Source organism: Planococcus chinensis, from assembly GCF_020071995.1.
In the GTDB taxonomy this organism is placed as follows: domain Bacteria; phylum Bacillota; class Bacilli; order Bacillales_A; family Planococcaceae; genus Planococcus; species Planococcus chinensis_A.
Window position 1 is genome coordinate 32,497 of the sequence record NZ_JABWTK010000009.1, and the last position, 26,514, is coordinate 59,010.

The window sequence follows — 26,514 nt, forward strand, 5'->3', positions numbered from 1 at the left end:
GAGAGGGCTGGGATTCAGCCCTTTTTTATTTTGGGCCAGTAACATTGATGCAATTTCAGCCCTTCGTTTGAAAGTAATGATAAGTTCAACATATATGGAAATTTAAGCATATTGAACGAGACGAAAACAAGCAGGTGCGGGTATATGTAAGAAAAAGGAGGAGTAGCGATGAATACATTCAATTCCGGAGAAGCAGAGTTGTTCACAGAGAAATTCATTCAAAACCCTTATCCCACTTATGCAAAGCTGCGCGAAACGGATCCCGTTCACCAAGTGAGGTTTCCGGACGGCCAGAAAGGCTGGCTGATCACGGATTACGAAGACGCGGCTGCGGTATTAAAAGATCAGCGTTTTATCAAAGACTATTCAAAGCTGTTTGGGGGTACGATGGACCAAATGTCCGTTTTCACACAAAATATGCTGTTTTCCGATCCGCCGGACCATAAAAGATTGCGCGGCTTGGCACAAAAAGCGTTCACGCCCAAAATGATTTCAGGAATGCGGAACCGGATTCAGGAAATCGCCGATGACTTGCTGAAAGAAATGGAAAACAAAAAAACCGTTAATTTAATCGATGACTTTGCATTCCCGCTGCCGATTAGCGTCATTTGCGAAATTTTGGGTGTACCGGTAGAAGATCGGGACAAGTTCCGTCTTTGGTCGAATTCCTTGATCGAAGGGACAAGCGGAGAAATTGGGGTCAGTGTGTATGAGCATATGACGCAGTTTATCCAATACTTAGGCGAATGGTTTGCGAAAGTGCACGAGCAGCCGGGAGATGATTTAATCAGCAATTTAATCATTGCCGAAGAAGAAGGGGACCGGCTGACGCAAAAGGAATTGTATGGCGTCGTCTCACTTCTTATCATTGCAGGGCATGAAACAACCGTCAATTTGATCGGCAATACCGTATTGGCATTGCTGGCACATCCGGAGCAGCAGCAAAAGCTGCGGGAGCAGCCGGAACTGATTGCCCAAGCGATTGAAGAATCGCTTCGCTATAACGGACCGGTTGAATTCAGCACGTCCCGCTGGGCAAGTGAAGACATGGAATTTCAAGGCAAGCAATTCCAAAGAGGCGACCTGGTAGTGGTGTCACTAAATGCCGCTAACCACGACCCTGAAAAGTTCAACGATCCGGAAGTTTTTGATATAACCCGGGAAAAAAGTCCGCACTTGGCTTTTGGCATGGGCATCCATTTTTGCTTAGGGGCGCCGCTTGCAAGGCTCGAAGGAGAAATCGCCATTTCCAGTTTGCTGGAGCGTTTTCCGAAAATGAAACTGGCAGTGGATGAAAGCGAACTCGCTTGGCGGCCGGGAATGATTGTACGGGGCGTCAAAGAAATACCGCTAATCATTGAATAGCCAAAGGCCGGATAACTATCCGGTCTTTTTTTATCTGCGTTTGCAGTTCCGGGAGAGGGGGAAAAGTAGGCTATCTGAAAAAGAAAGAAGGGGTCCGGTTGAAACCCGTTTCATATGTTTTAAAAGAAAAAATTTGGATTATACCAGCCGTGTACAGCGTAGCGGCGATTCTTCTGTCACTGGCCACTTTTTATGCCGACTTGTATTTGGTGGAGCGGTTTATCGACCGCATTCCTTCTATTTTTTTGACAAAAGTAGATGAAGGGCAAACTATCCTTGGAATCTTAACAGCCGCTATGCTGACGATGACCACTTTTACGTTTTCGACTGTGCTGGTTGTCCTGACGATGTACACTTCCCAATTCTCCCCTCGTGCTCCTGAAAACTTTATTCAGAGCGCCACCACCCGGCACGTACTCGGTATTTTTGTCGGGGGATTTATTTTCAATATGCTGTCGCTTCTTTATATGCAGGAAGATGTATTTGACCATGAAGTCCTTTCTACAACTGCCGGTATACTGATCGTCTTTTTCTGTATCGCGACCTTTGCGTATTACATACATTTTGTGGCATCGAATGTTCAAGTCAGCACGTTGACCAATAAACTGACAGCGGATGCGGAAAAAGTGATTGCCCAATACTTGGATCTTTATGAACAAAAGCACGTCTCAGAGGAGAATTGGAGGCCCCGGAATCCGAAAGAAACAGTGAAAGCGACGCGGGCTGGATACATCCAGTTTATAGACTTATCGCGTTTGATGGAGTTGGCAGAAAAAAATGACGGGGCTATTGAAGTAATCGTTAAAATTGGTGATTACGTTTTTGAAGGAAAACCGGTTTTTCATCTTTATTCTGAAAAGAAAATGGATTTGCCGTTCACCGACTATATAACCATCGGGGATGAGCGGACGGCAGACCAGGATCTCGGCTATGCCGTCCAAAAAATTACGGAAGTAGCCGTACGGGCCACTTCGCCTGGCAGGCAGGATCCAAATACAGCAAAGGACATTTTGATCCGGCTGGGGCACTTGCTTGGCGAGATGAGCCATTTGAAGACGGATGGCTTGGTGTTAACGGATGAAAGAGGCAATAACCGGCTGCTTTACCGTTTTGAATCGTACAGCGACATTTTGTATAAGACATTTTATCAGATATCCTACCACAGCAAAAAAGACGTTTCGGTCCATTCTTCCATGACGGATGCATTGATCGTTACAGCCGCCTTGGCTCCCGAATTGCGGTATGACACAATCTGGAAAATACAGCTTTATTTATTGGAAGCCATCAATGACGGTGAATTGAAAACCCTCGACCGGGATTTTCTGCAAAAGAAAGTGGATGAGCTCGCTGATATCACGGGCCATGAGTCCATAATGTTGGAGAAGACAGATTGAAAAACTAATTATTCTAAAAAGTCAAGAAAAATTTAAAAAAGGGATTAAAAAAAATAAGAGCGGGTAAAAAATCAATAACAATGAATAAAGGAGGCATGAAAGATGAACCACGTAAAAGCATTGGTCATGAAGTTCGTTATGATTGCAGCAGTCTTACTTATTATTCTCACGTTAATGTTTGATGTTCCTTTCGCTGACACCTTATGGATTAGTTTAGTATTAACCCTAGTTGCATACGTAATGGGTGATTTGATGATTTTCCGGAAAGCTGGAGATCGTTCAGATCAGAATAAGCGCAATGCCATCGCTACTGTGTCAGATATTGTCGTAGCGTTCTTGGTAATTTGGCTGATGGGGGATGCACTGGTCGGCAATAATGTCGACATCATCACTCCGGCAATCATTTCTGCCATTGTTATTGGCGGCGGGGAATGGTTCTTCCACAAATACCTTGACCGCAGCGTCTTCCCTGAAAAGCATGATACAACAGGAACAGCGGCTCGATAAACAGAAAAAAGACTCCTTTACAGGAGTCTTTTTTTATTGCCCTTATTGCTCGAGGTCAATCCGTTCGTATAGTCCGCCAGCCTGTTCAATGCGGTTGGCAAGGTCTCCGCGCATTTCGAAAATTTTGCCGGACGACATTTCGATTACTTCGCCATTTTTTAAATACATAGCTACGGATTGTACACTTTGTGTATTGTCTTCTTTTCCAATCCGTTCTTCGATTTTCTCGAAATCTTCCCATTCATAGCTTTGTGAAGAAATGGAGAAAGGGCCGTTGTAAATGAATTCGTCTGATGTCATGTAGTAATAGTCACTAAGCGACAACAACATGCCAGCGACCCCGGCCACAAACAAAAGGGCGGCCGCCAGGTATTTTTTCATCCGCATTTCAATGAGCGCCAAAGCGAACAATCCGGCAGCAATCAGCGCAATGCCAAGGCCGCCCGTGATGAGCGAGATATAAGAAGTTCCGACAGAAAGTGCTTCCGGTGTGATGAAAATGACCTTTAACGGATAGAAAATGGCCACTGGTGCAAATAATGAAGAAATCAGTAAGATGATTGCGAAAGTGATGTAAATGATTCTCTTCTGGTCGACAAAATCATACATATTCCATGTCCCCTTAAACCATTAATCGGACCAATCTGGATTTTCATAGTCCGGTTCTATATGTACGAGTACAACACAGTTCGGTTTCACTTTTTGGATTTTTCTTTCAATTTCTTCGGTTATCCAATGGCTTTCAATTACATTCAAGGAAGGGTTGACCCCTATAGTCAAATCAATGAACATGACGTTGCCGTGATTGCGGCCTTTAAAGTCCCGCAAGATGCTGACGCCCGGTACTTTACGCACAAGCACCGACATCGTTTCCACTTCGTCTTCATTAAATCCATCGGTCAAGGTCAAAACAGCTTCTTTAAAAATGTCCAGCGCTGTTTTGATGATGATCAATCCGACGATAAATGCCGTAACCACGTCAATAATCGGAGCGCCAAGAACCGCTCCGATAATGCCAATGCCGGCGCCAATGCTGACCAAGGCATCCGAACGATTGTCATAGGCGGCTGCCCGAACGGCAGAACTTTTAATCTGACGGCTAAGCTTCATATTGAAGCGGTACACAAAGTACATCACCAAGGCGCTGAAAAAGGCGACCGCGGCTGTGTACAGAGAAGGTGCAGCTTCTGCAGGGGAAAAGAAATTGCGTACAGCTCCCATAAGCACTTGCAGCCCGATAATGGCCATGATGAACGAGGCAAGCAGGGAAGCGATGGTTTCTGCCCGTAAATGGCCATAATGATGGTTTTCATCAGGCGGTTTTTGTGAAATCCGCAATCCGATCAATACAGCCACCGAGGCAATAATATCCGTTAAGTTGTTCAGTCCGTCCGCTTTCAATGCTTCTGAAGAGCCGGCATACCCGAAAGAGAGCTTTAATGCACTGAGGAAAACATAGGCGCCGATGCTGATCCAAGCTCCTTTTTCCCCTTTGCGCAAATTTGTATAGAGCTCCATAAAGTTTCCCGCCTCCAAGTCTTGTAAACAAATTGAAACGACCCTCATATGAGAGCCGTTTCGTATAAATTCTTTATTTGTCTTTATTTATGCTTTTGAACTTCTAAGTAAAGGAGTTGATGTCCATCAGTCTCTTTTGCCAAAAAATCATAATTTTGCTCAGAAATTTTTTGCCCTTTAATTGTATCAAAACTTTTGGACATAAACCATCCTCCGATTGTATCAATGTCTTTATCGGCTATGTTAATTCCCAGCAGAACATTAATATGGTCAATCAACAGTTTGGCATCGAAGATATAATGGCCTTCCCCGAGTTGCCGAACTTCCGGAATTTCGTCCGTATCAAATTCGTCACGGATATCGCCGACAATTTCCTCGAGAATATCTTCAATCGTCACTAAGCCGGCCGTCCCCCCGTACTCATCCCGCAAAATAGCCATATGAATCCGTTCATGCTGCATTTTCAAAAGCAAGTTGCTGACTTTACTCGTATCAATGACTTGGATGATCGGCAAAGCAAAAATTTCGACAGGCAGTTGCCCATTGGCCGGATCTTGAATATAAGCAGTCAACAGGTGCTTCATATTTACCACACCGATAATATGGTCTTTATTGCCGTGAGTAACGGGGTAGCGGGTAAATTGTTCGTTTTGGACGAAATGTATGGCTTCTTTCAAACTCATATCTTTTTCAATGGTGCTCATAGCTGTACGGGGAACCATAATTTCTTTTGCATTCAAACTTTCAAAATCGAAGAGTTTCTGAGCGTACGCATATTTGGCGGCATTGGCATCGCCGCTTTTTAAGCTATCCGACAAGAGAAGTTTTAAATCTTCATCTGAATAGGCCGCGTCATCAGCAGAAAAGGGCTCCAAACCGGACAAGCGGGTTATCAAGCGGGCGGAGCCATGGAAAAGCGGGGTGAAAACAAACAATAACCGGCTGCACCGGACAAGCCATAGTGAATTAGCCAGCAGGATTTTTTCAGCCTGCTGTCCAGCAATCGATTTCGGAATCATTTCGCCGCAGATTACGAGAAGAAAAGCGATTGCCATAAAAGTGATAACCAGTGCGGCTGCTTCAGCGCTGCCAGCTGACAATCCAAAATGCATCGCCTTCGGCAAAGTATACTGTTCTGCCAAGCCATGGCCCAACCAGCCGACTCCTAAAATGGATGCGGTGATGCCGATTTGGCAAAGGCATAAATAATTGTCCATGCCGGCGATGACCTTTTTGGCCGCGATTGCCCGTTTGTGTCCATTGGCAAGCAACGAATCAATTTGGGAAATCCGTACTTTTACTATCGCAAATTCACTGGCTGAGAAAAAGGCAGTGGCCGCGAGGAAGACAGCAATCGCTGTCAGTCGTATGGGTATGTCCAAATGGCTCCTTTGCTTCAGCTTCTAAAAAGCGAAACAAAGTTTACACCTCCTGAAAAGAAAGTTTGATTTACTTTAATAATAAAAGATTAAACAATAAAAGACAAATAATTCTGAAAACAAATTTACAAAATTGTAATACTCACTCATATAAGCAATCAGTTATGCTTAGGGGAAGGGCTGAGTAATAGCTCAAAACTCAGTCGGAAAATCAAAAGCGCAAAGGAGAGAATTATGGCAAAAAAGAATTACCTCGAAATTTTAAAAGCATCTACGAAACTAGGGTTGACTTCTTTTGGCGGCCCTACAGCGCATCTTGGGTATTTCCGGGAAGAGTATGTGGTGAAGCGAAAATGGCTTGATGATAAAGCCTATGCCGATTTGGTCGCATTGTGCCAATTCCTTCCGGGGCCTGCAAGTTCACAAGTCGGAATTTCTGTCGGCATGCTGAGAGGCGGAATATTCGGCGGCTTTCTATCCTGGTTCGGCTTTACGATGCCTTCGGTCATCTTGCTGGTATTGTTTGCCTTGCTTGTTACCAACGGTTCTTTCGACAGCGGATGGATCCAGGGGTTAAAAATAGTTGCGGTAGCTGTAGTCGCGCATGCCTTAATGGGAATGGGCAAGTCGCTCGCACCCGATAAACCGAGAATCGCCATCGCTGTTGGTGCTGCGGCTGCCATTTTGCTGATGCCGACTGCCTGGGCTCAAATTGGCGTCATTGTATTGACTGGAATTATCGGCTATTTTCTTTATCGAAATGCCGAGGCGCCGGAAGCGGTCAAACTGGCTTTGACGTTCGGAAAGAAAACAGGGTTTGCTGCTTGGGCGATTTTTGCAGGATTATTGATCGGGCTGCCATTGCTCCGTCCGGTCATCGAATCGAGTTATTATGCCATATTTGATATTTTCTACCGGGTTGGATCGATTGTCTTCGGCGGAGGGCATGTCGTGTTGCCGATGCTTGAACGGGAAGTGGTTCCGGGCTGGATGTCTGCAGACCTGTTTATCTCCGGCTACGGAGCAGCACAGGCGGTTCCAGGTCCCTTGTTTACTTTGTCTGGTTATCTTGGGCAATTGATGGGCAGTGGACTGGGGGTTGTGCTGGCAGTAGTAGCCATGTTCTTGCCGTCGTTTCTTCTGGTGATCGGCACGTTGCCATTTTGGAGCATCATTCGTACGAAATCAGGCGTCCAGGCTGCCTTAAAAGGGGTCAACGCGGGGGTTGTCGGCATCTTGCTGGCAGCGTTGTACGATCCGGTTTTCACTTCGGGAATCCGCGGGCCGCTCGACTTCGCGATTGCGATTATCGCCTTTGCAATGTTAGTCTATTTTAAACTAGCACCATGGATTGTCGTATTGATTACCGCAATTCTTGGAGCAGGGGCATACGCATTTCTATCATAAGGGGGATGTCGAGTGGCAATAGCAGACAATGGGCAACAGCTCGATTCACTGGCTCGTTTTAAAGCCGAGTTTTATCAAAAGGAAAACCAAATTTACATGGATGGCAATTCGCTTGGGCTGATGTCAAAAAGGGCGGAAACCAAACTGCTTGAAATAGCGGAAAGCTGGAGGGATCACGCCATTGATGGGTGGACAGAAGGTACAGATCCCTGGTTTACAATGGCGGAAAATTTAAGTTCGCGGATTGCACCGCTTGTCGGGGCATTGCCGCATGAAGTGATGGTGACCGGATCCATCACCTCAAACATCCATCAGATGCTCGCGACTGTATTTCAGCCTACCGAAAAGCGAAGCGCTATCGTAGTGGATGAACTGAATTTCCCTTCGGATATTTACGCAGTGGAAAGCCATTTGAAGCTGCGCGGCTTAAATCCGGAGACGGCTTTGAGAAAAATCAGGAGCCGGGATGGCTATACGCTGGAGCTTCAGGATATTTTGGAGCAGTTGACGGAAGATGTAGCTGTTTTGCTGCTGCCGTCCGTTTTATACCGAAGCGGGCAACTGCTGCCGATTCGGGAAATTACTCAAGCCGCCCATCAAAAAGGGATTCTTGTCGGCTTTGACTTGGCACATTCCATCGGTGCGCTTCCGCATGCCTTGCACGAGGCAGAAGTGGACTTTGCTGTTTGGTGCCATTACAAGTACATGAATTCAGGGCCAGGCGGCACAGGCGGCCTGTATCTCCACGAGCGCCATCACCATCTGCTTCCAGGCTTGGCAGGCTGGTTCGGTTCAGATAAAACGAAGCAATTTGATATGGATCATTCTTTCGAGAAAGCTGAAGGTGCAGGAGCTTATCAAGTGGGCACACCGCATATATTCAGCATGGCACCGCTTCTGGGCAGTGTGGAAATATTCGAAGAAGCCGGCATTGACAATATTCGGCAGACATCGCTTCAGTTGACCCAGCTTCTGCGGAACTTGATTGCCGAGCAGATTCCCGCCTTCGACGATGTGACGCCGGAGCGGGATGAAGAGCGGGGAGGGCATATTGCGCTGGCCCACAAAGAAGCCGCACGAATCTGCAAGGCATTAAAAGAAGCTGGAGTGGTTCCCGATTTCCGGGCGCCGAACATCATCCGTCTCGCACCCGTTGCCTTGTATACATCAGTGGAAGACGTGGAAGAGATGGTTAACCGCTTAAAAAAAGTGATGGACGAAGAATTGTATAAGAACTTTACCAATGAACGAAATGTGGTGGCGTAGATGAAAATCGGAAAAATATACGATATTTCGATGGAACTGGGCGGACAGACACCGGAATGGCCGGGAGATATTCCATTCCAATATGAACTTGCAGCGACCATCGAACAAAGTGGATCTGTCAATGTGGGGAAAGTGGTGACGAGCACGCATATCGGCACACATGTGGATGCACCTTTCCATTACGACAATGACGGCATCAAAATCAGCGAGTTGCCGCTGGACTGCTATTTGACGACAGCACAAGTAGCCGATGTGAGAGGGAAGGCAGAAATCTCCCGATCGGATTTGCCGGCAGTAGAAAATGGAGTGACCGCTATTTTGTTGAAAACAGACAGCTGGGAAGACCGTACCAAATTCCCGGACACTTGGCCGCTCTTTGACCCATCGATTGCCGTATGGATGGCAGAGAACGGCATTAAACTCCTAGGGGTGGATGTGCCGTCGGTGGACACAGAACACAGCAAGGACTTGCCGATGCATATGGCGATGAACCGCCATGGCCGGTTCATTTTGGAAGGCATTGTCCTTGATGAGGTGCCGGCTGGCATTTACCAATTGGCGGCACTGCCATTAAAAATCAAAGGCGCTGACGGAAGCCCCGTGCGCGCAGTCCTTTATACGTAAAAAACCCCCTTCACACAAGTGAAGGGGGGTTCAGACTGTAGACAAAGTTTAGATGAAATGTATAGAGATGCACAAAACCAACCGGACCGGCCACTGCGCTTTCCGTGGGCTCAGCTTCAGCCTCCTCGCTGCTTCGCACCTCCGGGGTCTTCAGCTTCAGCCTCCTCGCTGCTTCGCACCTCCGGGGTCTTCAGCTTTCGCTGTCCCACAGGAGTCTCCGTGGCCGGACCGGTTGAAGCGTCTCTCTTTGATTCAATGGTGAATGTGAATCGAGTTGAAGCTTAAACAGACAGTTCAAGAGGAAAAGCGACACTTCTGGATAGCCTTCATGTTCAGGATCCGGAGTGGAAGCCGGCGGAAAACCACTGCTCCTGTTTCTGCATCGCTTCGCTAGCTTCGTCGCAAAGGATTGCCCTCACAGGCTTCGGCGCAAGCCCGCGGCACGCGTCCGGCTGAAACGGAGGATCTAGGATGTCCAGTTGTATGTTCATTTATCTCTCAAGTATAAAAATTCTTTTGACTACAAGCTAAAACCCCTTCACACAAGTGAAGGGGTTTTACATATGAGCAGAACGGAAGTACGGCTCCAAGTTTTTAATGTTGATGGCTATTTCATCGCATACTTCCTGATACAATGCCCATTGTTCCGAGAAGTCGGATGAACGAAGCTCCGGATTCTGGATATCCCACCTCAGCAGTTTCTGAGCTGGCAAATCAGGTGGTATATCAGCGGCCTCGTATTCACTGTCATGCAGGGCAATAATCAGGTCCGCTTGGCTGACTTCTTTTGAATTATAAACGCGCGGTTGTACTTCCGGCACGTTCAATACAATTTCTTTCATTATTTCAACAGGAGTGTCGGTAATAGTTGGATCGCCCCATGCAGCACTTCGGATATCCCAGTCACTAAGATCAAGGCGATTTGCCCAGATTTCAGCCATGAGACCGCGTTGCTGGCTAGAAGAAAGAAAATATACGGTATGTTTAGACATGGCTGAATCCCTTCTTCCTTTAAAATCGCTTTTCCACTTAGTAATCTATACCCATTAGAAAAGGTGCTAAACTGATAATTTTGTGCCGTTTTATTGAATTAAATCAATAAAATATCAAAAAAATAAGTTTACTCGGTTACATTGAAACATGCCCGCCGAGTAAACTTTTATTATTTTACAACGAGAACCGAACATGGAGCTTCTTTTATCAATTTGCGGCTTACTGATCCGACGAAGAACTTCTGCAAACCGGATTTGCCGCTGTTGCCAATAATCAATAAATCTACATGCTGTTCTTCAATAAAAGCAGGAATCGTTTTGCTGGCATTCCCTTCCAAAGCTAAGACGTTTGCTTGGATACCTTTTTCCTCCAGCTGCTGGTGAATCGAATTGTGCATGTGCTTGGAAAATTCGATGGAAGTGTCCATATAGTCGGTGTTTGTTTGAGATCCCATACCGTCAATATCAGGCGGCATGAACTGCGCATACGTACTGTCTACGTTTGCGGAAACAACGCGTGGCGTCGCACCGCCTCCAGCTTCTACTAACCCGGTGGATTCGTGGTATTGTTCATTCACGTAAATAATGGTCAATTTAACATCAGGCAAGGCTTTTTTCAGTTCAATAGCTTGGTCGAATGCCAGGCGGCTGCCATCTGATCCATCATAAGCCACCATAATGTTTTGATACATACCATTCAACTCCGATTCTAATATTCTTATTACTAAATTACCCTAGGCATGGAAAACGAAACCTTGTTTGCTTAAGACAAGCATAGGAAATAAGAAACAGCCATAACTCTTTCATAAATTGCTTATTAAGAGCATAGGAATATTATGCTGTTTTGTTAAGATTTCGATTTATTCCGAAAAATCTTGACAATTCAAAAAAGGGGGTGGTACTCTTGAATTACCAAATCAAAGGAAAAGGAGGTTTTGACAATGAAAAAGTTATGGATTGCACGTTCAGCCAATTTCATATTGTTGTCGGACCATCCGAATTTTTCCCTTTGAATTTATTTCGGGACTAAAAATATCGGGGCTGGTCTGATCTCCAGTCCTTTTTTCGTGCGCGCGTGCCTAGAAAACAGGTACGCGCTTTTTTGTGTTCAACTGCCGTCCCTTTTGGGGCTTTCGGTGTTTTGTCCAGCTCTATGCTGTTCAAATAGATAAAAAACTAAAGGAGAGAGTGAAAATGAAAAAACTTCAACAACGAAAAATTCTAATCAAGGAATCGCTGGAAGGCGATTAGCAGACGTGAGAGAAGAAAGAAAAGGAAAGAAGGCGTAAATGATGTTTAGTGTTTTATGGAAATTAAGATGGTTTTTTAAAGAAAACTGGCTGCGCTATACCGTGGCTGTAGGCTTATTGATGGTTGCGAATGTCATCGAAATCGTGCCGCCATGGCTCATCGGCATTGCGATCGATTCAATTGCCCAGCAGGAATTGACAAGCCAGTTATTATGGCAGTACATTCTTGTGCTAGTGGTGTCATTGGTGCTGGCCTACTTAATCAATTTTGTCTGGCAATATCAGCTGTTTGGCGGGGCATACGTCATTGAGCGCCAGCTCCGCTCCAGCTTAATGGGGCAATTTTTGAAAATGACTCCGACATTTTATGAAAAAAACCGGACCGGTGACTTAATGGCACGGGCGACAAATGATTTGCGGGCCATTTCCGAGACGGCCGGATTCGGCATTCTGACAATGGTTGACTCTACTTTGTATATGGCGACAATCATTGTCGCAATGGGCTTTTTGGTGTCATGGGAGTTAACTTTTTTTGCACTTATCCCATTGCCGATTCTTGCGATTGTCGTTCAAGTGCTCGGCAAAAAAATCCATGTCCGCTATACGGCAGCACAGGATGCTTTTGGGGGAATGAACGACAGCGTACTGGAATCTGTGGGTGGTGTCCGTGTCATCCGGGCCTACGTACAAGAGCGGGCATCAGAAAAAGAATTTTCGGATATGACCAATGATGTGTATGAAAAAAATATGGCTGTTGAGCGGATTGATGCCTTGTTTATGCCGGTCACGAAAGTGCTGACCACCATCAGCTATATGATCGGTTTGGGCTACGGGGCTGTCCTGGTTGCAGAAGGCACCATGTCGCTCGGCGATTTGGTCGCCTTTAATGTCTACTTGGGAATGATCGTCTGGCCGATGTTTGCCATCGGTGAAATGATCAATATTCTGCAGCGAGGCAATGCGTCGGTAGACCGGGTAAAAGAAACACTCGATTACCAGGAAGACGTGAAAGATCCGGCAACTCCGGAATTCATTGATAAACCAAGCCATATCGGCTTCCGAGATTTCAGTTTTACCTATCCGCAATCAAGTTCGATCAACCTGCAAGGCATCAATCTCTCGATGAACAGCGGACAAACACTGGGCATTGTCGGAAAGACCGGAAGCGGGAAGACGACCTTCGTGAAGCAATTATTGAGAGAGTATCCGCTCGGCGAAGGCTCCGTCATGATGAATGGCGTTGAATTGAGCGATTTAACAAAAGATCAGCTGCGCAGTTGGATCGGCTATGTGCCCCAGGACCACGTACTGTTTTCCCGTACCATCCGGGCCAATATTCTATTTGGAAAATCGGATGCTACTGAAGAAGATGTCCATGAAGCGATTCGGCTTTCCCATTTCGAAAAAGATTTGGAAATGCTGCCGAACGGCCTGGAAACCTTAGTAGGGGAAAAAGGCGTCGCTTTATCCGGCGGCCAGAAACAGCGGATATCCATTGCACGGGCATTGATCAAAAATCCGGAAATTCTGATTCTGGATGATTCGCTTTCGGCGGTAGATGCAAAAACAGAAGCGAAGATCATCGAGAACATCCAAGCGGAGCGTTCCGGAAAAACGACAATTATCACAACTCACCGCTTATCGGCAGTTCAGCATGCCGATTGGATTGTTGTGCTGGATGATGGAAAAGTCATCGAAGAAGGAACACATGAAGACTTGCTGAAAACAAAAGGTTGGTACAGTGAACAATTCCTCCGCCAGCAGATTGAGGAGGTGTAAGCATGGGAACAGGAAAACGTTTGCTCCAATACGCCATGCATTTTAAAGGAATCTTGATCGGTGGATTGCTGCTTTTAGCCATTACGGTAGCGGCTGACTTGGCGGCACCGCTTGTGGCCAAGGAAATTATCGACAACCATATCGCGCCGGTCGGCGGCACGCTCAATTTTGAGCCGATTGCCTACTTATTGGCTGTTTATCTGGGGCTTGGGGTAGTCGCAGCGGTGTTCCGCTTTTTTGAGTATTTATACTTGCAAAAAGGGGCCAACCGCATCATCCAAAAAATGCGCAATGATGTCTACAAGCATGTACAGACATTGCCAATCCGTTATTTTGACAGCTTGCCTGCCGGAAAGGTGGTCTCCCGCATTACAAACGACACGGAAGCGATCCGTGAATTGTTTGTAACGGTGCTGTCGCAATTTGCTACCAGCTTTATGTATATGGGCGGTATTTATGTTGCCATGTTTTATCTGGATTGGAAACTGGCAGCGATGATGCTCGTGCTGGTTCCGCTGCTTTACGGATGGATGCTGTTGTACCGGAAGTTTGCGGCCAAATACAACCATGTCGTCCGCGAAAAATTAAGCGACATGAACGCCATGATCAACGAATCGATCCAAGGAATGACGATCATCCAGGCATTCCGCCGTGAGAAGCAGATGAAAGAAGAATTTGAAGAAATGAACAACAAGCATTACAAATTCCAGCAGAAACTGCTCATTTTGGAAGCGACTGCTTCTTACAATATGGTCGGCGTACTGCGCTCCTTGGTTTTTGTGTTGTTTATCTGGTATTTCGGCACCAATGCCATTACAGCAAATTCAGCGGTCACAGTAGGTGTCCTTTACGCTTTCGTGGATTATATTATCCGTTTGTTCAATCCGATCAGCGGCATCGTCAACCAGTTTGCGAAGCTTGAACAGGCGCTTGTAGCAGCGGAACGCGTTTTCCGTTTGCTTGACCGGGAAGGCGAAGCGGTCAGCGACGAAAACATTGCCCGGTACCGCGGCAATGTCCGTGTGGAAAATGTCTGGTTTGCTTACAAAGATGAAGAGTATGTTTTGAAGGATATTTCATTTGAAGCGAAGCAAGGAGAAACGGTTGCGTTGGTCGGCCATACAGGATCCGGCAAAAGTTCCATCATGAATTTGCTGTTCCGTTTTTATGATGCGACCAAAGGGACCATTAGCATCGATGGACAGGACATTACGAAAATGTCCCGCCAGGCTGTCCGTGAACATATGGGAATTGTCTTGCAAGATCCGTACTTGTTTACAGGAACGATTGAATCGAACGTGTCGCTTGGAGACAAGCGGATCACCCGCAAAATGGTGGAAGATGCGCTTGCTGCTGTTGGCGGAGAGCGGGTGCTGAAACATTTGCCGGGCGGCATTGACGAACCGGTAGTGGAAAAAGGAAGCACGCTTTCTTCCGGCCAGCGGCAATTGGTTTCATTTGCCCGGGCACTCGCTTTTGATCCGGCAATCCTGATTCTGGATGAAGCGACTTCAAACATCGATACCGAGACGGAAGAAATCATTCAGCATGCAATGGACGTGCTGAAAAAAGGACGCACTACCTTTATCATTGCCCACCGTTTGTCGACGATTAAGAACGCAGACCGCATTCTTGTTCTTGACCGCGGTTCAATAGTAGAATCAGGTTCTCATGACGAGCTGATGAAACTAGGCGGCCAGTACTATCAGATGTATCAAATTCAATCCGGAATGTCCTCTACCCAGCACGTCGGGTAGAAGGGGCATTCCCTTTTTTTGTCCCTGAAAATGCTATTGCTGTTAAAATCATTGAACCTTACATATAATAAAAAGCACCGGAAACTTTCCGGCGCTTTAATCGTATACATGGTAGAGCATCAGCTCATGAATCATTGTTTTGATCTTTTCTTCATCTTCCGGCGCTTTGGTAAGCCATACAATGCGGCCGTCGGGGTGATACTCGCCGGCAATCCGTTCGTTTTTATAGAAAAAGGATATATTCCAGCCAGGCAGCTGGGAGTTTTCAAACATCGGTTTAAATTTAAAATGCTGCAGCATACAAATCCTCCTTTGGTTCTTCCTTCAGTATAAAGGGATTTTATGTGAATGACAAAGAAGAAAAAGAAATGAGTGAAAATCGTGAATATTTTATTGACCATTGTTCTTATGGCAGTACTGGGTGCTTTAATCGGCGGAATTACCAATTTTATCGCCATCAAAATGCTGTTTCGGCCATATAAAGCCGTCTATATCGGCAAATGGCGCCTTCCATTTACGCCCGGGCTTATCCCGAAGCGCCGGGATGAATTATCGACGCAACTCGGACGTACAATTGTCCAGTATTTACTGACGCCGGAAACGTTCAAGAAGCGTTTCTTCAATGAAGAAATGCGCAATAAATTAGAGGGCTGGCTGTATCGGGAATTGAAGACCTACGTTTTTGAATCGCACCGCTCACTCAATGGCTGGCTGGAAATTGCCGGACAGCAGAACTTGGATGTACGGATTGAATCAAAGCTGGATGAACTGGTGGACCGGCAAGCGTTGGCGCTTCGCGCTTATATCGAAGGCAAAACGATCGGTGAACTGCTTCCGGAAAACTGGAAAGAAGAAACTGAACAAAAGATGATTCATGGCGTAAAATACGCCATTGATCAAGGGTCGGACTATTTCGCTTCGCTAGAGGGGCGCCAAACCGTCAAAAACTTCTTCGATGAATTCCTGGAGTCGCGCGGCCGTTTTGGCCATATGCTGCATTCCTTGCTTGGCGAGTCCAAACCGATTGTTGACCGCATCCAGCCGGAAATCATCAAATTCTTAAATTCCCCAAGAACGTTTGAATTGGCCATTACGCTGGCATACGGGGAATGGGAAAAACTTCAGGACCGCAGAGCGGATGATTTGCTGAAGGAATTTGATTTTGAGCCGGCAGTAGGCGCCGTTAAACAATACGTGCGCGAAATAGCCAATATCGACGGCCGCCTGGACCGGACACTTGCAGAGACTTGGCCGACAGGGTTAGAATGGACAAGTGCCAACATTATCCCGCTTGTTACGGACTTTGTTTTCGAACAAGGGGAAGTGAAATTGGAAGATACACTGCATAAGATTGATATCCAAGGCATGGTGAAAGAGCAAGTGGATTCATTGCCGCTGAGCCGCCTGGAAGAATTGGTTCTGGGAATTTCACAACGAGAATTGAAGATGATCACAGCACTGGGCTTTTTCCTTGGTGGATTTATTGGGGTTTTCCAAGGGATTATCAGCATCGTGCTAAATAATGCGTAGAGGAGAATGATCATGGCAGTTAATATTTACGATGACATCAACAAATTAGAAAGCACGTTCCGCAGCACCGAGGAATTCGGCAAATTGAAACAAGCGGTGGAAGCTGTCACAGCAGACAGCGATTCCAGCCAATTGTTCAAAAACTTCCGCGATCTTCAAATTACGCTTCAGCAAAAACAAGCGCAAGGCGAAGAAATCACTGAAGAAGAAATGGTCAGTGCACAAGAGACAGCTCAAGCTGCACAAGCTGATCCTAAAATTTTGGCTATGCTTGAAGCTGAAATGGGCTTGAGCCAAATCATTGATGAAGTAAACCGCGTATTGATCAAACCGGTTCAATCGCTTTACGAATCAATGTAAATCACCCAAAATAAAGGATTTTTACAAGAAGGCACCGAATACGTAGAGTGAATGAATATTCATTTTACGAAGGGGTGTCTTTTTGTATGTATGAAACAATCGAATTGACGAAACAAGGGCGAATCGGCTATTTAAAACTGAATCGTCCGCAAGCAATGAACGCCATGAGCGGAAAAATGATGAAAGAACTGGCTGATTGTTTTGAGTCATTGCTCGCAGACAGTACGCTGCATGTATTGATCATCCACGGAGAAGGCAGAGCGTTCTCAGCAGGAGGAGACATCAAGGAAATGATGGATCCGGAAAACCCGATGGACATTGATTTGGTCATGAAAGATGTGTCGCGGCTCGCGAAATCGCTTTACACATTGCCGCAGATTACAGTGGCTGCTATACACGGCGCATCAGCGGGACTCGGTTTCAGTTTGGCGCTGGCATGCGATCACATCATTGCAGAAGAAAACAGCAAACTGGCGATGAATTTTATCGGCATTGGCCTCGTGCCGGACGGAGGCGGCCATTTCTTCATGAAAGAGCGTGTCGGGGTGCCGAAAGCGAAACAATTAATCTGGTCCGGCCAGATCCTGAAAGCGCATGATTCGCTTGCGAAAGGCTTGATCGATGAAGTGACGGCTGAAGGGCTGGCGCTGGAACATGCTGAAACGTATGCAGAACAAGCACTCCAGTCTCCGGTAAAAGCGCGTCTCGCGTCTAAGCACATTTTGCATCAATTAAAAGTCGGCGAATTGGAGCAAGTGCTCGAAATGGAAGCGGCTGCCCAATCGGCGATGCGCAAAAGTGCAGACCACCTGGAAGGCATCCAGGCTTTTGTTGAAAAACGCAAACCGGAATTCCACGGAAAATAAGAAAAAGCATGGCGTTTGCCATGCTTTTTGCTTGTAGGTAAAAGAATATTTATAAATGTTAGATGAATAAAAAACAATAGAACCTCTCGGATCCTCCGTTTCAGCCGGACGCGTTCCGCGGGCTCGCGCCGAACTAACTCGGAACTGGCGTCCCGAGTGGATTTCGGCACTTCGCTATCCCGCAGGAGCAGCGTAGCGACATTGTCCGAAGGCAGTGAGGCCATGTCTTTGCGACGAAGCTAGCGCAGCGATGCAACGCTCTTTCATGTTTCGAAGCTAGCGAAGCGATGCAGAAACAGGAGCAGCGGGTTTTCGAAGCGGCGAGGAGGCTGAAGCTGAGCCCACGGAAAGCGAAGTGGCCGAACCGGTTGGTTTTATGCCTTTCTATTCATTTCATTTATACTTTGTCTACAGTTTGAAAGCATGGCGTTTGCCATGCTTTTTGTGTGTTAAGAATGGAACAATAACAGTTTGCCGGCCGGGGAAGCGAGTCTGTGTGTCTGGTTGACGAGTTCTTTTTCTTCCAGGAGGGCACGGCCTTTTTCTTTTGCCTGTTCATCGTTTTCTGCTGTGAAAGTTTCTTCAGTAATCAGTTTGCCGGTTTGTTCGTAAGCAGTCAGTTTATACGTTCTCATGAGGAACAACTCCTTCTGAATGGTTATTCAGTTTAAGTATAGCTGTTTTCATTGAAAAAGTCCTCCGATTTTGAAACATTTCGACAGCTGCCTCGTATAGTAAAGTATCGAAAGGAGGAAGGACAATGAGTTTGATAGTAGAACATGCCACAAAGAAATTCGGCGATTTTACTGCAGTGGATGATGTGTCTCTTACGGTGCAGCAAGGGCAGATGCACGGATTTTTAGGGGCCAATGGCGCAGGCAAAACGACGACTTTTCGGATGATTCTGGGGTTATTAAACCCGACTGCAGGAACCATCCGCTGGAACGGAAAACCGATTACATATGCTGCAAGTCCGGAAATCGGCTATTTGCCCGAAGAGCGTGGGCTTTATCCGAAGATGAAGGTGGAGGAGCAATTGGTTTACTTGGCGCAATTGCGCAGCATGCCAAAAATGGATGCGAAAAAAGAAGTCCAGAAATGGCTGGAGCGCTTTGAAGTGCCGCATTATGCTTCCAAAAAAGTGGAGGAATTGTCGAAAGGGAACCAGCAAAAAATTCAGCTGATCGCTTCTTTATTGCATAAGCCATCTCTGTTGATACTGGACGAGCCTTTTTCAGGATTGGACCCGGTGAATGTGGAGATGCTGAAAAGTGCAATATTGGACTTCCTGAAAGAGGGGGCAACGATTGTGTTCTCGAGCCACCGTCTGGACCATGTAGAAGAACTGTGTGACAATATGAGCATTCTGGACCGTGGCAAGATTGTCGTCGGCGGATCGATTCGCCAAGTGAAACGTTCATTTGGCAAACAGAATGTCCGGATTAAAATGGATCAGGACCTGTCGATTTTACATAATATAAGAGGCGTAGAAACCTTTACCAAAACGCATGATGGAGCTTTGTTCCAGATTACAGACGAAGCTGTGGCTCAACGCTTATTGGAGGAGTCAATGAAGCTTGGCGCTCTACGCCATTTTGCAATTGAAGAACCTTCTTTAGAGGAAATATTCATAGCGAAGGTGGGAAAAGCCTATGCATAGTTTCTGGATCATATTTAAACAGGCTTTTATGACAAAAGCGAAGACCAAATCGTTTATCATCACCACAGTCATTGTTGCTGCCGCCTTTTTCCTCATGGCCAATTTGCCGAATATCATCGAAGCTTTTCAAGGCTCTGAAGAAGAAGAGAATGTTCTTCACATTAAGGACGAAAGCGGCGAACTTGCCACAGCACTGCAGCAGCAATTGGAAGCAGCCGGCAGTGACGTGCAGGCGATGCCGACGGACTTGACTGAAGACGAATTGAAAGAAGGCATAACAGAAGGCACGATTGAAGCTTATCTGGTACTGGAACAAAATGGGCAATTGACAGCCCGCTATGTTTCAGAATCCGCCAATGAAATGGGCAGCGGGGCAGATGTGGAACAAGCAGTACAATCCTTGCAAACAGCATTGTCGGCTGAAACGATGGGACTGGATGCGAACGAAGTCAGCCAATTGTTCCTGCCGGCTGCGTTTGAGCGGGAAGCCGTTTCTGAATCGTCTAAATCACAGGAAGAATTGAGCCAGGCAAGAGGACTTGTTTATATTCTGATCATGCTGATTTACATTGCGGTCATTTACTATCCGAACATGATTGCCATGGAAGTCGCCAACGAAAAATCATCACGGGTCATGGAAATTCTGATTTCCAGCGTTTCACCGGTCAAGCATATGTTTGCGAAGATTGCCGGAATCGGGACGCTAGGCATTCTTCAGATGCTGGTGTTCGGTCTCTCGGGCTATGTCGCAATCAAAACGGCCGGAACGGATTTGTCGGAAGGCGCGTTCAGCGTTTTCGGCTTTTCCGATGTGAAGATCAGCACTTTCTTATTCGCAGTGCTGTTCTTCCTGTTAGGATATTTCCTTTACGCGGTTCTGGCCGCGCTTCTCGGATCGCTTGTCAGCCGGACGGAAGACGTGCAGCAATTGATGCTGCCGATGATGTTTTTAATCATCATCGCGTCGTTTATCGCCTTTTCCGGCATCGGCGTGCCAGAAGCGGGATTTGTTACGGTTTCTTCGTTCATTCCGTTTTTTGCACCGCTTGTCATGTTTTTGCGCGTCGGCATGCTGGATATCCCGCTTTGGGAACCTTTGCTGTCGATTGCCATCATGCTGGCGACAATCGGCGTTCTGGGATGGTTCGGTGCACGGGTTTACCGGGGCGGCGTTCTCATGTATGGTTCGTCCCAATCGCTGAAGGATATCCGCAAAGCGATTCGTTTAGGAGAGAATAAATAGAGAGAGATGGCTGTTTGCAGGAAGATTTCTGCAAACAGTTTTTTTTCATTCCTGAACATGTTAAAATAAGAACAAATATTCGGTTTTCGAAGGAGTTTGGCTATGGGGGAAATTCGATTTATTCACACGGCAGATTTGCATCTGGGCAGTCCATTTACGGGCATGCGGGGCTTGCCTCCTGAGCAGTGGAAAAAGCTGAAAGACAGCACGCTGGATGCATTTGGCCGGCTGATTGACTACGCGGTGAAAGAACAGCCGGACTTTATGCTGATTGCCGGTGATATCTACGACGGAGAAGATCGCAGCATCCGGGCACAGCACCGCTTTCAGCAAGGCATGCAAAGGCTTTCGGAAGCAGGGATCCCGGTTGTCTTAAGCTATGGCAACCATGACCATTTGAGCGGCAAATGGACGCGTTTCGAATTGCCGGAGAATGTTCATGCCTTCAATGAGTCTGTATCCCAAATTCGGCTTTCAACGGCGAATGGAGATGTAGTCGTTACTGGATTCAGTTATGCCCAGCGCCATGTAAAAGAACCGGTCATTCACCAATATCCGGTGGCTGAAGAAAAAGACGCCGTTTACATCGGAATGCTTCACGGCAGCATGGAAGGGGATACGGCTCATGCTGTCTACGCGCCGTTTACGAAGCAGCAGCTGCTCAGCAAAAACTATGATTACTGGGCGCTTGGGCATATCCATTTACGGCAGGAATTGCATATGGACCCGCCGGTAATTTACCCTGGAAATTTGCAGGGGCGGCATAAAAATGAAAGCGGGCCAAAAGGATTTTACGATGTCCGCATTTCAGGCGGCGCATCAAATCTAAAGTTTGTTCCAGCTTCGGTGCTTCAGTTTGACGAAGTACAGGTGGATTGCAGCGGCATTGTGCACATGAATGAATTACTGGATGCCTGCTTATCGGAAGCCCAGGAATTTGCCGGGCGTTATGGTGCGGGAGTTGTCGAAGTGAAATTGGCCAACTTGAATGAAGAAGCCTTCGATATGATAAAAGACACGACAGAAGAAGAATTGACGGAAACCATCCGCGAAGCGTTCGGCACCTTGGACGATTTGGTCTGGGCCCAGTCAATTGTCGTGGACGGCATGCAGGCGCAAGCGGAACTTACGCCGCTTGGTGAGGAAATCATGGACAGAATGGCCGGATGGCAGCTTTCGGACTGGAAAGAAGTATTGAAAGATCTGTATCGGCATCCAAAAGGCAGCCGCTTTTTAGAGGCGCTGGATCCATCAAAAATAGCGGAAATCCAGGAGGCTGCAGCACAGAAAATCCGCCGCGGCATGCATTTGGGGGAATGAACCGATGAGAATTGAAAAACTAGTCATTTACGGGTTTGGCAAACACCAGGACCGCACCATCAATGTAAATCCCGAACTGTCCATTTTTTACGGAGCGAATGAAGCGGGAAAAACGACCATTCAGCAGTTTATCATTCAGACGCTGTTCGGCTACCCTTCGCGCAACCAGAACCTGCTGCGCTACGAACCGAAAGCTGGCGGCAAATACGGAGGGCAGCTGCACATAAGCGATGACGAATACGGGCGCGTCATCATCGAGCGGGTAAAAGGAAAATCGGCAGGAGATGTCACGGTGTATTTCGAAGATGGCACACGCGGATCGAATGCGGAATTGAAAATGATTTTACGGGATTATGACCGCGCTTCTTTTGAATCCATTTTTTCTTTTTCCATTCATGAATTGCAGGGTCTTGAACAAATGACAGAAGAAGAGCTGAGCCGGACACTGCTTGCTTCCGGAACCACAGGTGTAGACGCTGTCACGAAACTGGAAAGCCGTTTAGAGAAGGAAATGGCTGAAGTGTTCAAAAAGGCCGGGCGCAATCCGAAAGTCAATCAACTCCTTGAAGAGCTGCGGCAGCAGGAAAGTGAATTGAAAGAACTCAGAACCCGCACAGAGCTCTATGAACCTACAATTTCACGGCTTCAGGAAATAGCGCGCCGGCTGGAAGCTATTGAAGTGGAAGAGAAACACCACAGCGTCCGATTAAAAGCAGTGGAAAAATGGCTGCAGGCTGCTCCCTTGGCGGAAAAGAAAGCACAGCTGGAACAAGAGCTGGAGGGCTGGGAGGTTTCTTCGTTTCCTTCAGATGGAAAACGGCGCATGGACCGGTTGTCAGACCGGCTTTCCGAAGCGGAAGCCAAAAAGGACTACCTTAAAAAAGAACTGGACACACTCACGAGCCTTGGCTATGAAGAAGTCCGGATTGAACCGCTTGAGCAACTGCTGGCAAAAGAATCCGAATGGCTTCAATTGCGGTCGCTTTTGCGCCAGAAAAAAGAAGAACAGATCAAACTTGGAGATGAGAAAAACCGGATTCTGGCGCTTGTAGGGATAAGTGAATCCGAAGCGCTCCAAGCAGACGTTTCATTGGGGCAGGAAGAATTGCTTTTGGAGCATATCCGACAAGTGAATCTGGAAGAAGAGGAAAAGCAGTACCAGAATAGAAAATTGGCAGAAGAAAAAGAGAAGCTGGTGGAAGCGGAAAAAGAATTGCGGTACTTCCTGGCGACAGAACCTGCGGAAGCAGACAGGAAAGCGGTGGAAGAGTGGCAGACAGCTGCACCCAAATTGGCTGAAGCGAAAGCGGCGAAGCATATGCAGACAGCTGGCAATTCTCCCACGTTGTACTATCTGCTGATTGGCCTTGGGCTTCTTGGACTGGCGATCGGAGTCATCCAGCCAAACTATTTGGTGGCCGGGATTGGCTTACTGGCTGCAGCAGGAGGCGCCTGGCTATGGCGGACCCGGCAGAAGCCGCAGGGACTGTCCAATGATTACGCGAAAGTTTTAGAGCGTTACAGCGGCAAAGAAGCTGAATATGAAGCTTTGGTGCAAAAATTGGATAGCTATGACAGAAAATTGGATGCTTTGTTTGAAGCGGTGGACGCTGCGAAAAGTCGCATAGCCAACCTATCCGGTATGCCGATCAGCCAACCGGCGAAAGAAGCCTATGAAGATTTTCTGGAGCAATTAGGCTTCCGTGCGGAAACGAGCCGCAGCACCGTTTTGAAGTTGTTCGAAAATCTGCGGGAAGTCCATGCGTTGACTGGCCGGGAACGGCGAGTAACGGAAGAGTCGAATGTGCTTTTGAAACAGCTGGAAAGTTGGACCGAACAGGCATCGGCAGCCTACGGCAGCCCATTAAGTATAGAAGAGATGTATGCAAATTTGCGTTCTGAATGGAACGTCCGCAAACAGCATCTCGCCGAACAAGCGAAGCGCCAGGAAAAAGCGGCCGAGCTGCAAAAAGAGCATGAACAGCTGACCGCGCTTTACGGGCAAATCCAAAAAGAGCAGCAAGCTTTGCTGGATGAAGCGGGCACAGCTTCAATTGAAGCATTTTACCGCGCTTGTGATGAGTGGGAACGAAAAGAAATGTTAATTCGGGAGCTTGCCCCGATTGAAGAGCAATTAAAAGCGATAGGCAGTAGTTCTTTCTCTGCCGATATGGACAGCACTCAAGCACGCGATTGGCTAGCACAAAGCGAATCGGTGTTGAGTCAATTAAAAGAAGAACGAAATCTGCTGCTGGCAGAGCAGGCGGAAAAACGCCAAATGACAAAAGTGCTGCTGGAAGATGAAACTTATGAAGACAAACTGCAGCAATTTGAAGAAAAGAAAGTAGAGCTTGCGGAACTGGCGAAGCGCTGGTCGATCGATAAAGCAATTACCGAAGCGATCCGCCAAACGATGGAAGAACTGAAGGAAAAGAAATTGCCGGCGGTTATTGCCGCGGCTCAAAAGTTCTTTGAATCGCTCACGTCAGGCGCTTACACAGGCTTGGAAATGAATCCCCAAGGATTTTTTGAAGCCGTCAGAAAGGACGGCATGCGGTTCCATATCGGGGAACTCAGCCAAGCCACAAAAGAGCAGGCGTATATCTCGCTTCGGCTGTCCTTGGCAGTCTCGATGCGGGAGAGCCACCCATTCCCGTTTATCATGGACGATCCCTTTGTTCATTTTGATCGCAGCCGGCTGCAGCAAATGATAAACTTAATAACAGAGCTGCAAGAGAACCATCAATTCATTTATTTCACTTGCCACGAAGCGATGCAGCAGGCTTGGCCGAATGCTTCTATAATAAATGTAGCCACAATCGAAAGGAGTGTCCAACTATGATAAAAGGAATTACACAGCGTGCTGTAGGGGAAACGGTTGATGAATTTTTGCTGATCAAGCAATCAGTGAAGGGTGTTACCACAACTGGGAATCCTTTTATATCGCTCGTCCTGCAGGACAAGAGCGGAGATATTGAAGCAAAACTATGGGATACGAAAGATGAGCATGAAAAATTATTTGCTGCTGAAACGATTGTAAGAGTAGGCGGGGAAATCCATAACTACCGCGGAAAAAATCAACTGCGCATCAAGAGCATCCGTCCGGCAAAACCAGAAGAGCACCAGTCGATTTCCGATTTGATGCCATCATCGGAAAAAACGACGGAACAATTGTCTGAAGAAATCCTTCAGTATTTGTTCCAAATGGAAAATCCGGCGATTCAGCGAATCACCCGCCACATCTTAAAAAAATACCAGCAGCAAATTCTGACGTTCCCAGCTGCGACCCGGAACCATCACGATTATGTATCCGGCCTTGCTGATCACGTAGTGTCCATGCTAAGACTTGGAAAAGCAATCTGCGAAATCTATCCGAGCCTGAACAAAGACTTGTTATATGCCGGCATCATCTTGCACGATGTAGGCAAAGTGTTTGAGTTGTCCGGACCGATTGCAACGACTTATACACTGGAAGGCAATTTGCTGGGCCATATCTCCATCATGGTCAACGAGATTTCGAAAACCGCCGATGAACTCGAAATCGAAGGGGAAGAAGTGCTGCTGCTTCAGCATATGGTGTTGTCGCATCACGGAAAAGAAGAGTGGGGCAGCCCGAAAAAGCCGATGATCAAAGAAGCGGAAATGCTGCATTATATTGATAATATCGATGCGAAAATGATGATGCTTGACCGCGCACTGGATAAAACCAAACCGGGTGAATTTTCAGAGCGCCTGTTTCCACTGGACAACCGGTCGTTCTATAAACCGACGATTAAATAAAAAACTCCCGTTCATTCGAACGGGAGTTCAGACTACAGACAAAGTCTAGATGAAATGTATAGAACTGCACAAAGCCAACCGGACCGGCCACTTCGCTTTCCGTGGGCTCAGCTTCAGCCTCCTCGTCACTAACGTTCCTGCAGGGTCTTCAGCTTTCGTCGCTCAGTCGCGTTGCTCCTTCACTGCTCCCACAGGAGTCTTCGTGGCCGGACCGGTTGGGCGTGTTACTTTCATTTGAAAGTGAACGATCATCCGATTAACGCTCAACCTTCTGGTTGAAGAAGAGAAGCGACATCTTTGGGTAGCCTCCACGTTTAGGATCCAAAGTGAAAGCCCGCGGAACGCGTCCGGCTGAAACGGAGGATCCGGTATGTCCTAATGTATGTTAACTCATCTTTCAAGCATAAAAATTCTTTTGTCTCCAAGCTCAACTCCCGTTCATTCGAACGGGAGTTTTTTAATGCTCTGGCTTCAATCTAAATAAAAAGATAAGCCCCCAGCCAGTTGGCCGGGGGCT

At 46.9% G+C, this 26,514-nt stretch carries 23 protein-coding genes; 16 read left to right on the forward strand and 7 right to left on the reverse strand.

All coding sequences use genetic code 11. The features are described from left to right. Nucleotides 1–168 precede the first annotated feature (168 nt). From HU147_RS14625 to HU147_RS14635, 3 genes are all read left to right on the forward strand, one after another. On the forward strand, nucleotides 169–1,365 hold the full coding sequence (locus tag HU147_RS14625) for a cytochrome P450 family protein (protein ID WP_224076923.1): 1,197 nt from the start codon (nucleotides 169–171) through the stop codon (nucleotides 1,363–1,365). 98 nt (nucleotides 1,366–1,463) lie between these two features. Beyond that, the gene (locus tag HU147_RS14630; protein ID WP_224076924.1) at nucleotides 1,464–2,759 is read left to right on the forward strand and encodes a DUF2254 domain-containing protein; all 1,296 of its coding nucleotides are present in this window, start codon (nucleotides 1,464–1,466) and stop codon (nucleotides 2,757–2,759) included. Between the two features lie 102 nt (nucleotides 2,760–2,861). Then, nucleotides 2,862–3,266, forward strand: a complete 405-nt coding sequence (locus tag HU147_RS14635) for a YndM family protein (RefSeq protein WP_224076925.1) — start codon at nucleotides 2,862–2,864, stop codon at nucleotides 3,264–3,266. Between the two features lie 42 nt (nucleotides 3,267–3,308). Here the strand turns inward: HU147_RS14635 and HU147_RS14640 are convergent, their stop codons facing one another. From HU147_RS14640 to HU147_RS14650, 3 genes are all read right to left on the reverse strand, one after another. After that, entirely contained in the window at nucleotides 3,309–3,875 is a 567-nt protein-coding gene (locus HU147_RS14640) for a hypothetical protein (RefSeq protein WP_224076926.1), read from the reverse strand. A 21-nt stretch (nucleotides 3,876–3,896) separates the two neighbouring features. Continuing rightward, nucleotides 3,897–4,784, reverse strand: a complete 888-nt coding sequence (locus HU147_RS14645; RefSeq protein ID WP_224076927.1) for a cation diffusion facilitator family transporter — start codon at nucleotides 4,782–4,784, stop codon at nucleotides 3,897–3,899. Between the two features lie 83 nt (nucleotides 4,785–4,867). After that, on the reverse strand, nucleotides 4,868–6,166 hold the full coding sequence (locus tag HU147_RS14650; RefSeq protein ID WP_224076928.1) for a hemolysin family protein: 1,299 nt from the start codon (nucleotides 6,164–6,166) through the stop codon (nucleotides 4,868–4,870). Between the two features lie 231 nt (nucleotides 6,167–6,397). Here HU147_RS14650 and chrA point away from each other — a divergent pair, with 231 nt between their 5' ends. Genes chrA through HU147_RS14665 form a run of 3 tightly spaced genes read left to right on the forward strand, consistent with a single transcriptional unit; the run spans nucleotide 6,398 to nucleotide 9,460 of the window. Next, nucleotides 6,398–7,570 (forward strand): chromate efflux transporter, encoded by a 1,173-nt coding sequence (gene chrA, locus HU147_RS14655; protein WP_224076929.1) that lies wholly within the window; start codon nucleotides 6,398–6,400, stop codon nucleotides 7,568–7,570. A gap of 12 nt (nucleotides 7,571–7,582) precedes the next feature. Then, nucleotides 7,583–8,836 carry a kynureninase gene (gene kynU, locus HU147_RS14660; protein ID WP_224076930.1) on the forward strand — a complete coding sequence of 418 codons (1,254 nt, stop codon included), beginning with the start codon at nucleotides 7,583–7,585 and terminating at the stop codon, nucleotides 8,834–8,836. Next, nucleotides 8,837–9,460, forward strand: a complete 624-nt coding sequence (locus HU147_RS14665) for a cyclase family protein (RefSeq protein WP_224076931.1) — start codon at nucleotides 8,837–8,839, stop codon at nucleotides 9,458–9,460. Nucleotides 9,461–10,017: 557 nt separating this feature from the next. On the opposite strand, the gene HU147_RS14670 is transcribed toward HU147_RS14665, so the two are convergent. Together HU147_RS14670 and HU147_RS14675 are read right to left on the reverse strand one after the other, a co-directional pair. Further along, on the reverse strand, nucleotides 10,018–10,452 hold the full coding sequence (locus HU147_RS14670) for a phosphatase (protein ID WP_224076932.1): 435 nt from the start codon (nucleotides 10,450–10,452) through the stop codon (nucleotides 10,018–10,020). A gap of 170 nt (nucleotides 10,453–10,622) precedes the next feature. Further along, complete coding sequence (locus HU147_RS14675; RefSeq protein ID WP_224076933.1) at nucleotides 10,623–11,144, reverse strand: universal stress protein; 522 nt, start codon at nucleotides 11,142–11,144, stop codon at nucleotides 10,623–10,625. Nucleotides 11,145–11,744: 600 nt separating this feature from the next. Here HU147_RS14675 and HU147_RS14680 point away from each other — a divergent pair. Both HU147_RS14680 and HU147_RS14685 read left to right on the forward strand, forming a co-directional pair. Further along, nucleotides 11,745–13,481, forward strand: a complete 1,737-nt coding sequence (locus HU147_RS14680; RefSeq protein ID WP_224077013.1) for an ABC transporter ATP-binding protein — start codon at nucleotides 11,745–11,747, stop codon at nucleotides 13,479–13,481. A 2-nt stretch (nucleotides 13,482–13,483) separates the two neighbouring features. Further along, nucleotides 13,484–15,238 carry an ABC transporter ATP-binding protein gene (locus tag HU147_RS14685; protein WP_224076934.1) on the forward strand — a complete coding sequence of 585 codons (1,755 nt, stop codon included), beginning with the start codon at nucleotides 13,484–13,486 and terminating at the stop codon, nucleotides 15,236–15,238. 96 nt (nucleotides 15,239–15,334) lie between these two features. Here the strand turns inward: HU147_RS14685 and HU147_RS14690 are convergent, their stop codons facing one another. Next, entirely contained in the window at nucleotides 15,335–15,538 is a 204-nt protein-coding gene (locus tag HU147_RS14690; RefSeq protein WP_224076935.1) for a YheE family protein, read from the reverse strand. Nucleotides 15,539–15,610: 72 nt separating this feature from the next. Between HU147_RS14690 and HU147_RS14695 the strand changes: the two genes are divergently transcribed. From HU147_RS14695 to HU147_RS14705, 3 genes are all read left to right on the forward strand, one after another. Further along, nucleotides 15,611–16,768 carry a DUF445 domain-containing protein gene (locus tag HU147_RS14695; RefSeq protein WP_317985521.1) on the forward strand — a complete coding sequence of 386 codons (1,158 nt, stop codon included), beginning with the start codon at nucleotides 15,611–15,613 and terminating at the stop codon, nucleotides 16,766–16,768. 12 nt (nucleotides 16,769–16,780) lie between these two features. After that, a complete protein-coding gene (locus HU147_RS14700) occupies nucleotides 16,781–17,128 on the forward strand; it encodes a YlbF family regulator (protein WP_036807954.1) in 348 nt (115 codons plus the stop codon). 86 nt (nucleotides 17,129–17,214) lie between these two features. Next, nucleotides 17,215–17,994 carry an enoyl-CoA hydratase gene (locus HU147_RS14705; RefSeq protein WP_224076936.1) on the forward strand — a complete coding sequence of 260 codons (780 nt, stop codon included), beginning with the start codon at nucleotides 17,215–17,217 and terminating at the stop codon, nucleotides 17,992–17,994. A gap of 449 nt (nucleotides 17,995–18,443) precedes the next feature. On the opposite strand, the gene HU147_RS14710 is transcribed toward HU147_RS14705, so the two are convergent. Further along, nucleotides 18,444–18,629 (reverse strand): YhzD family protein, encoded by a 186-nt coding sequence (locus HU147_RS14710; RefSeq protein WP_036807963.1) that lies wholly within the window; start codon nucleotides 18,627–18,629, stop codon nucleotides 18,444–18,446. 125 nt (nucleotides 18,630–18,754) lie between these two features. Here HU147_RS14710 and HU147_RS14715 point away from each other — a divergent pair, with 125 nt between their 5' ends. The 5 genes from HU147_RS14715 (at nucleotide 18,755) to yhaM (ending at nucleotide 25,997) form a co-directional block, all read left to right on the forward strand. Further along, nucleotides 18,755–19,654 (forward strand): ABC transporter ATP-binding protein, encoded by a 900-nt coding sequence (locus HU147_RS14715; protein ID WP_224076937.1) that lies wholly within the window; start codon nucleotides 18,755–18,757, stop codon nucleotides 19,652–19,654. Continuing rightward, complete coding sequence (locus HU147_RS14720; RefSeq protein ID WP_224076938.1) at nucleotides 19,647–20,897, forward strand: ABC transporter permease; 1,251 nt, start codon at nucleotides 19,647–19,649, stop codon at nucleotides 20,895–20,897. Before HU147_RS14715 ends, HU147_RS14720 begins: the two co-directional genes overlap by 8 nt. A gap of 102 nt (nucleotides 20,898–20,999) precedes the next feature. Then, a complete protein-coding gene (locus HU147_RS14725) occupies nucleotides 21,000–22,217 on the forward strand; it encodes a metallophosphoesterase family protein (protein WP_224076939.1) in 1,218 nt (405 codons plus the stop codon). 4 nt (nucleotides 22,218–22,221) lie between these two features. After that, nucleotides 22,222–25,059 (forward strand): ATP-binding protein, encoded by a 2,838-nt coding sequence (locus tag HU147_RS14730; RefSeq protein WP_224076940.1) that lies wholly within the window; start codon nucleotides 22,222–22,224, stop codon nucleotides 25,057–25,059. Continuing rightward, entirely contained in the window at nucleotides 25,059–25,997 is a 939-nt protein-coding gene (gene yhaM, locus HU147_RS14735) for a 3'-5' exoribonuclease YhaM (RefSeq protein WP_036808014.1), read from the forward strand. Before HU147_RS14730 ends, yhaM begins: the two co-directional genes overlap by 1 nt. Nucleotides 25,998–26,514: the final 517 nt, after the last annotated feature.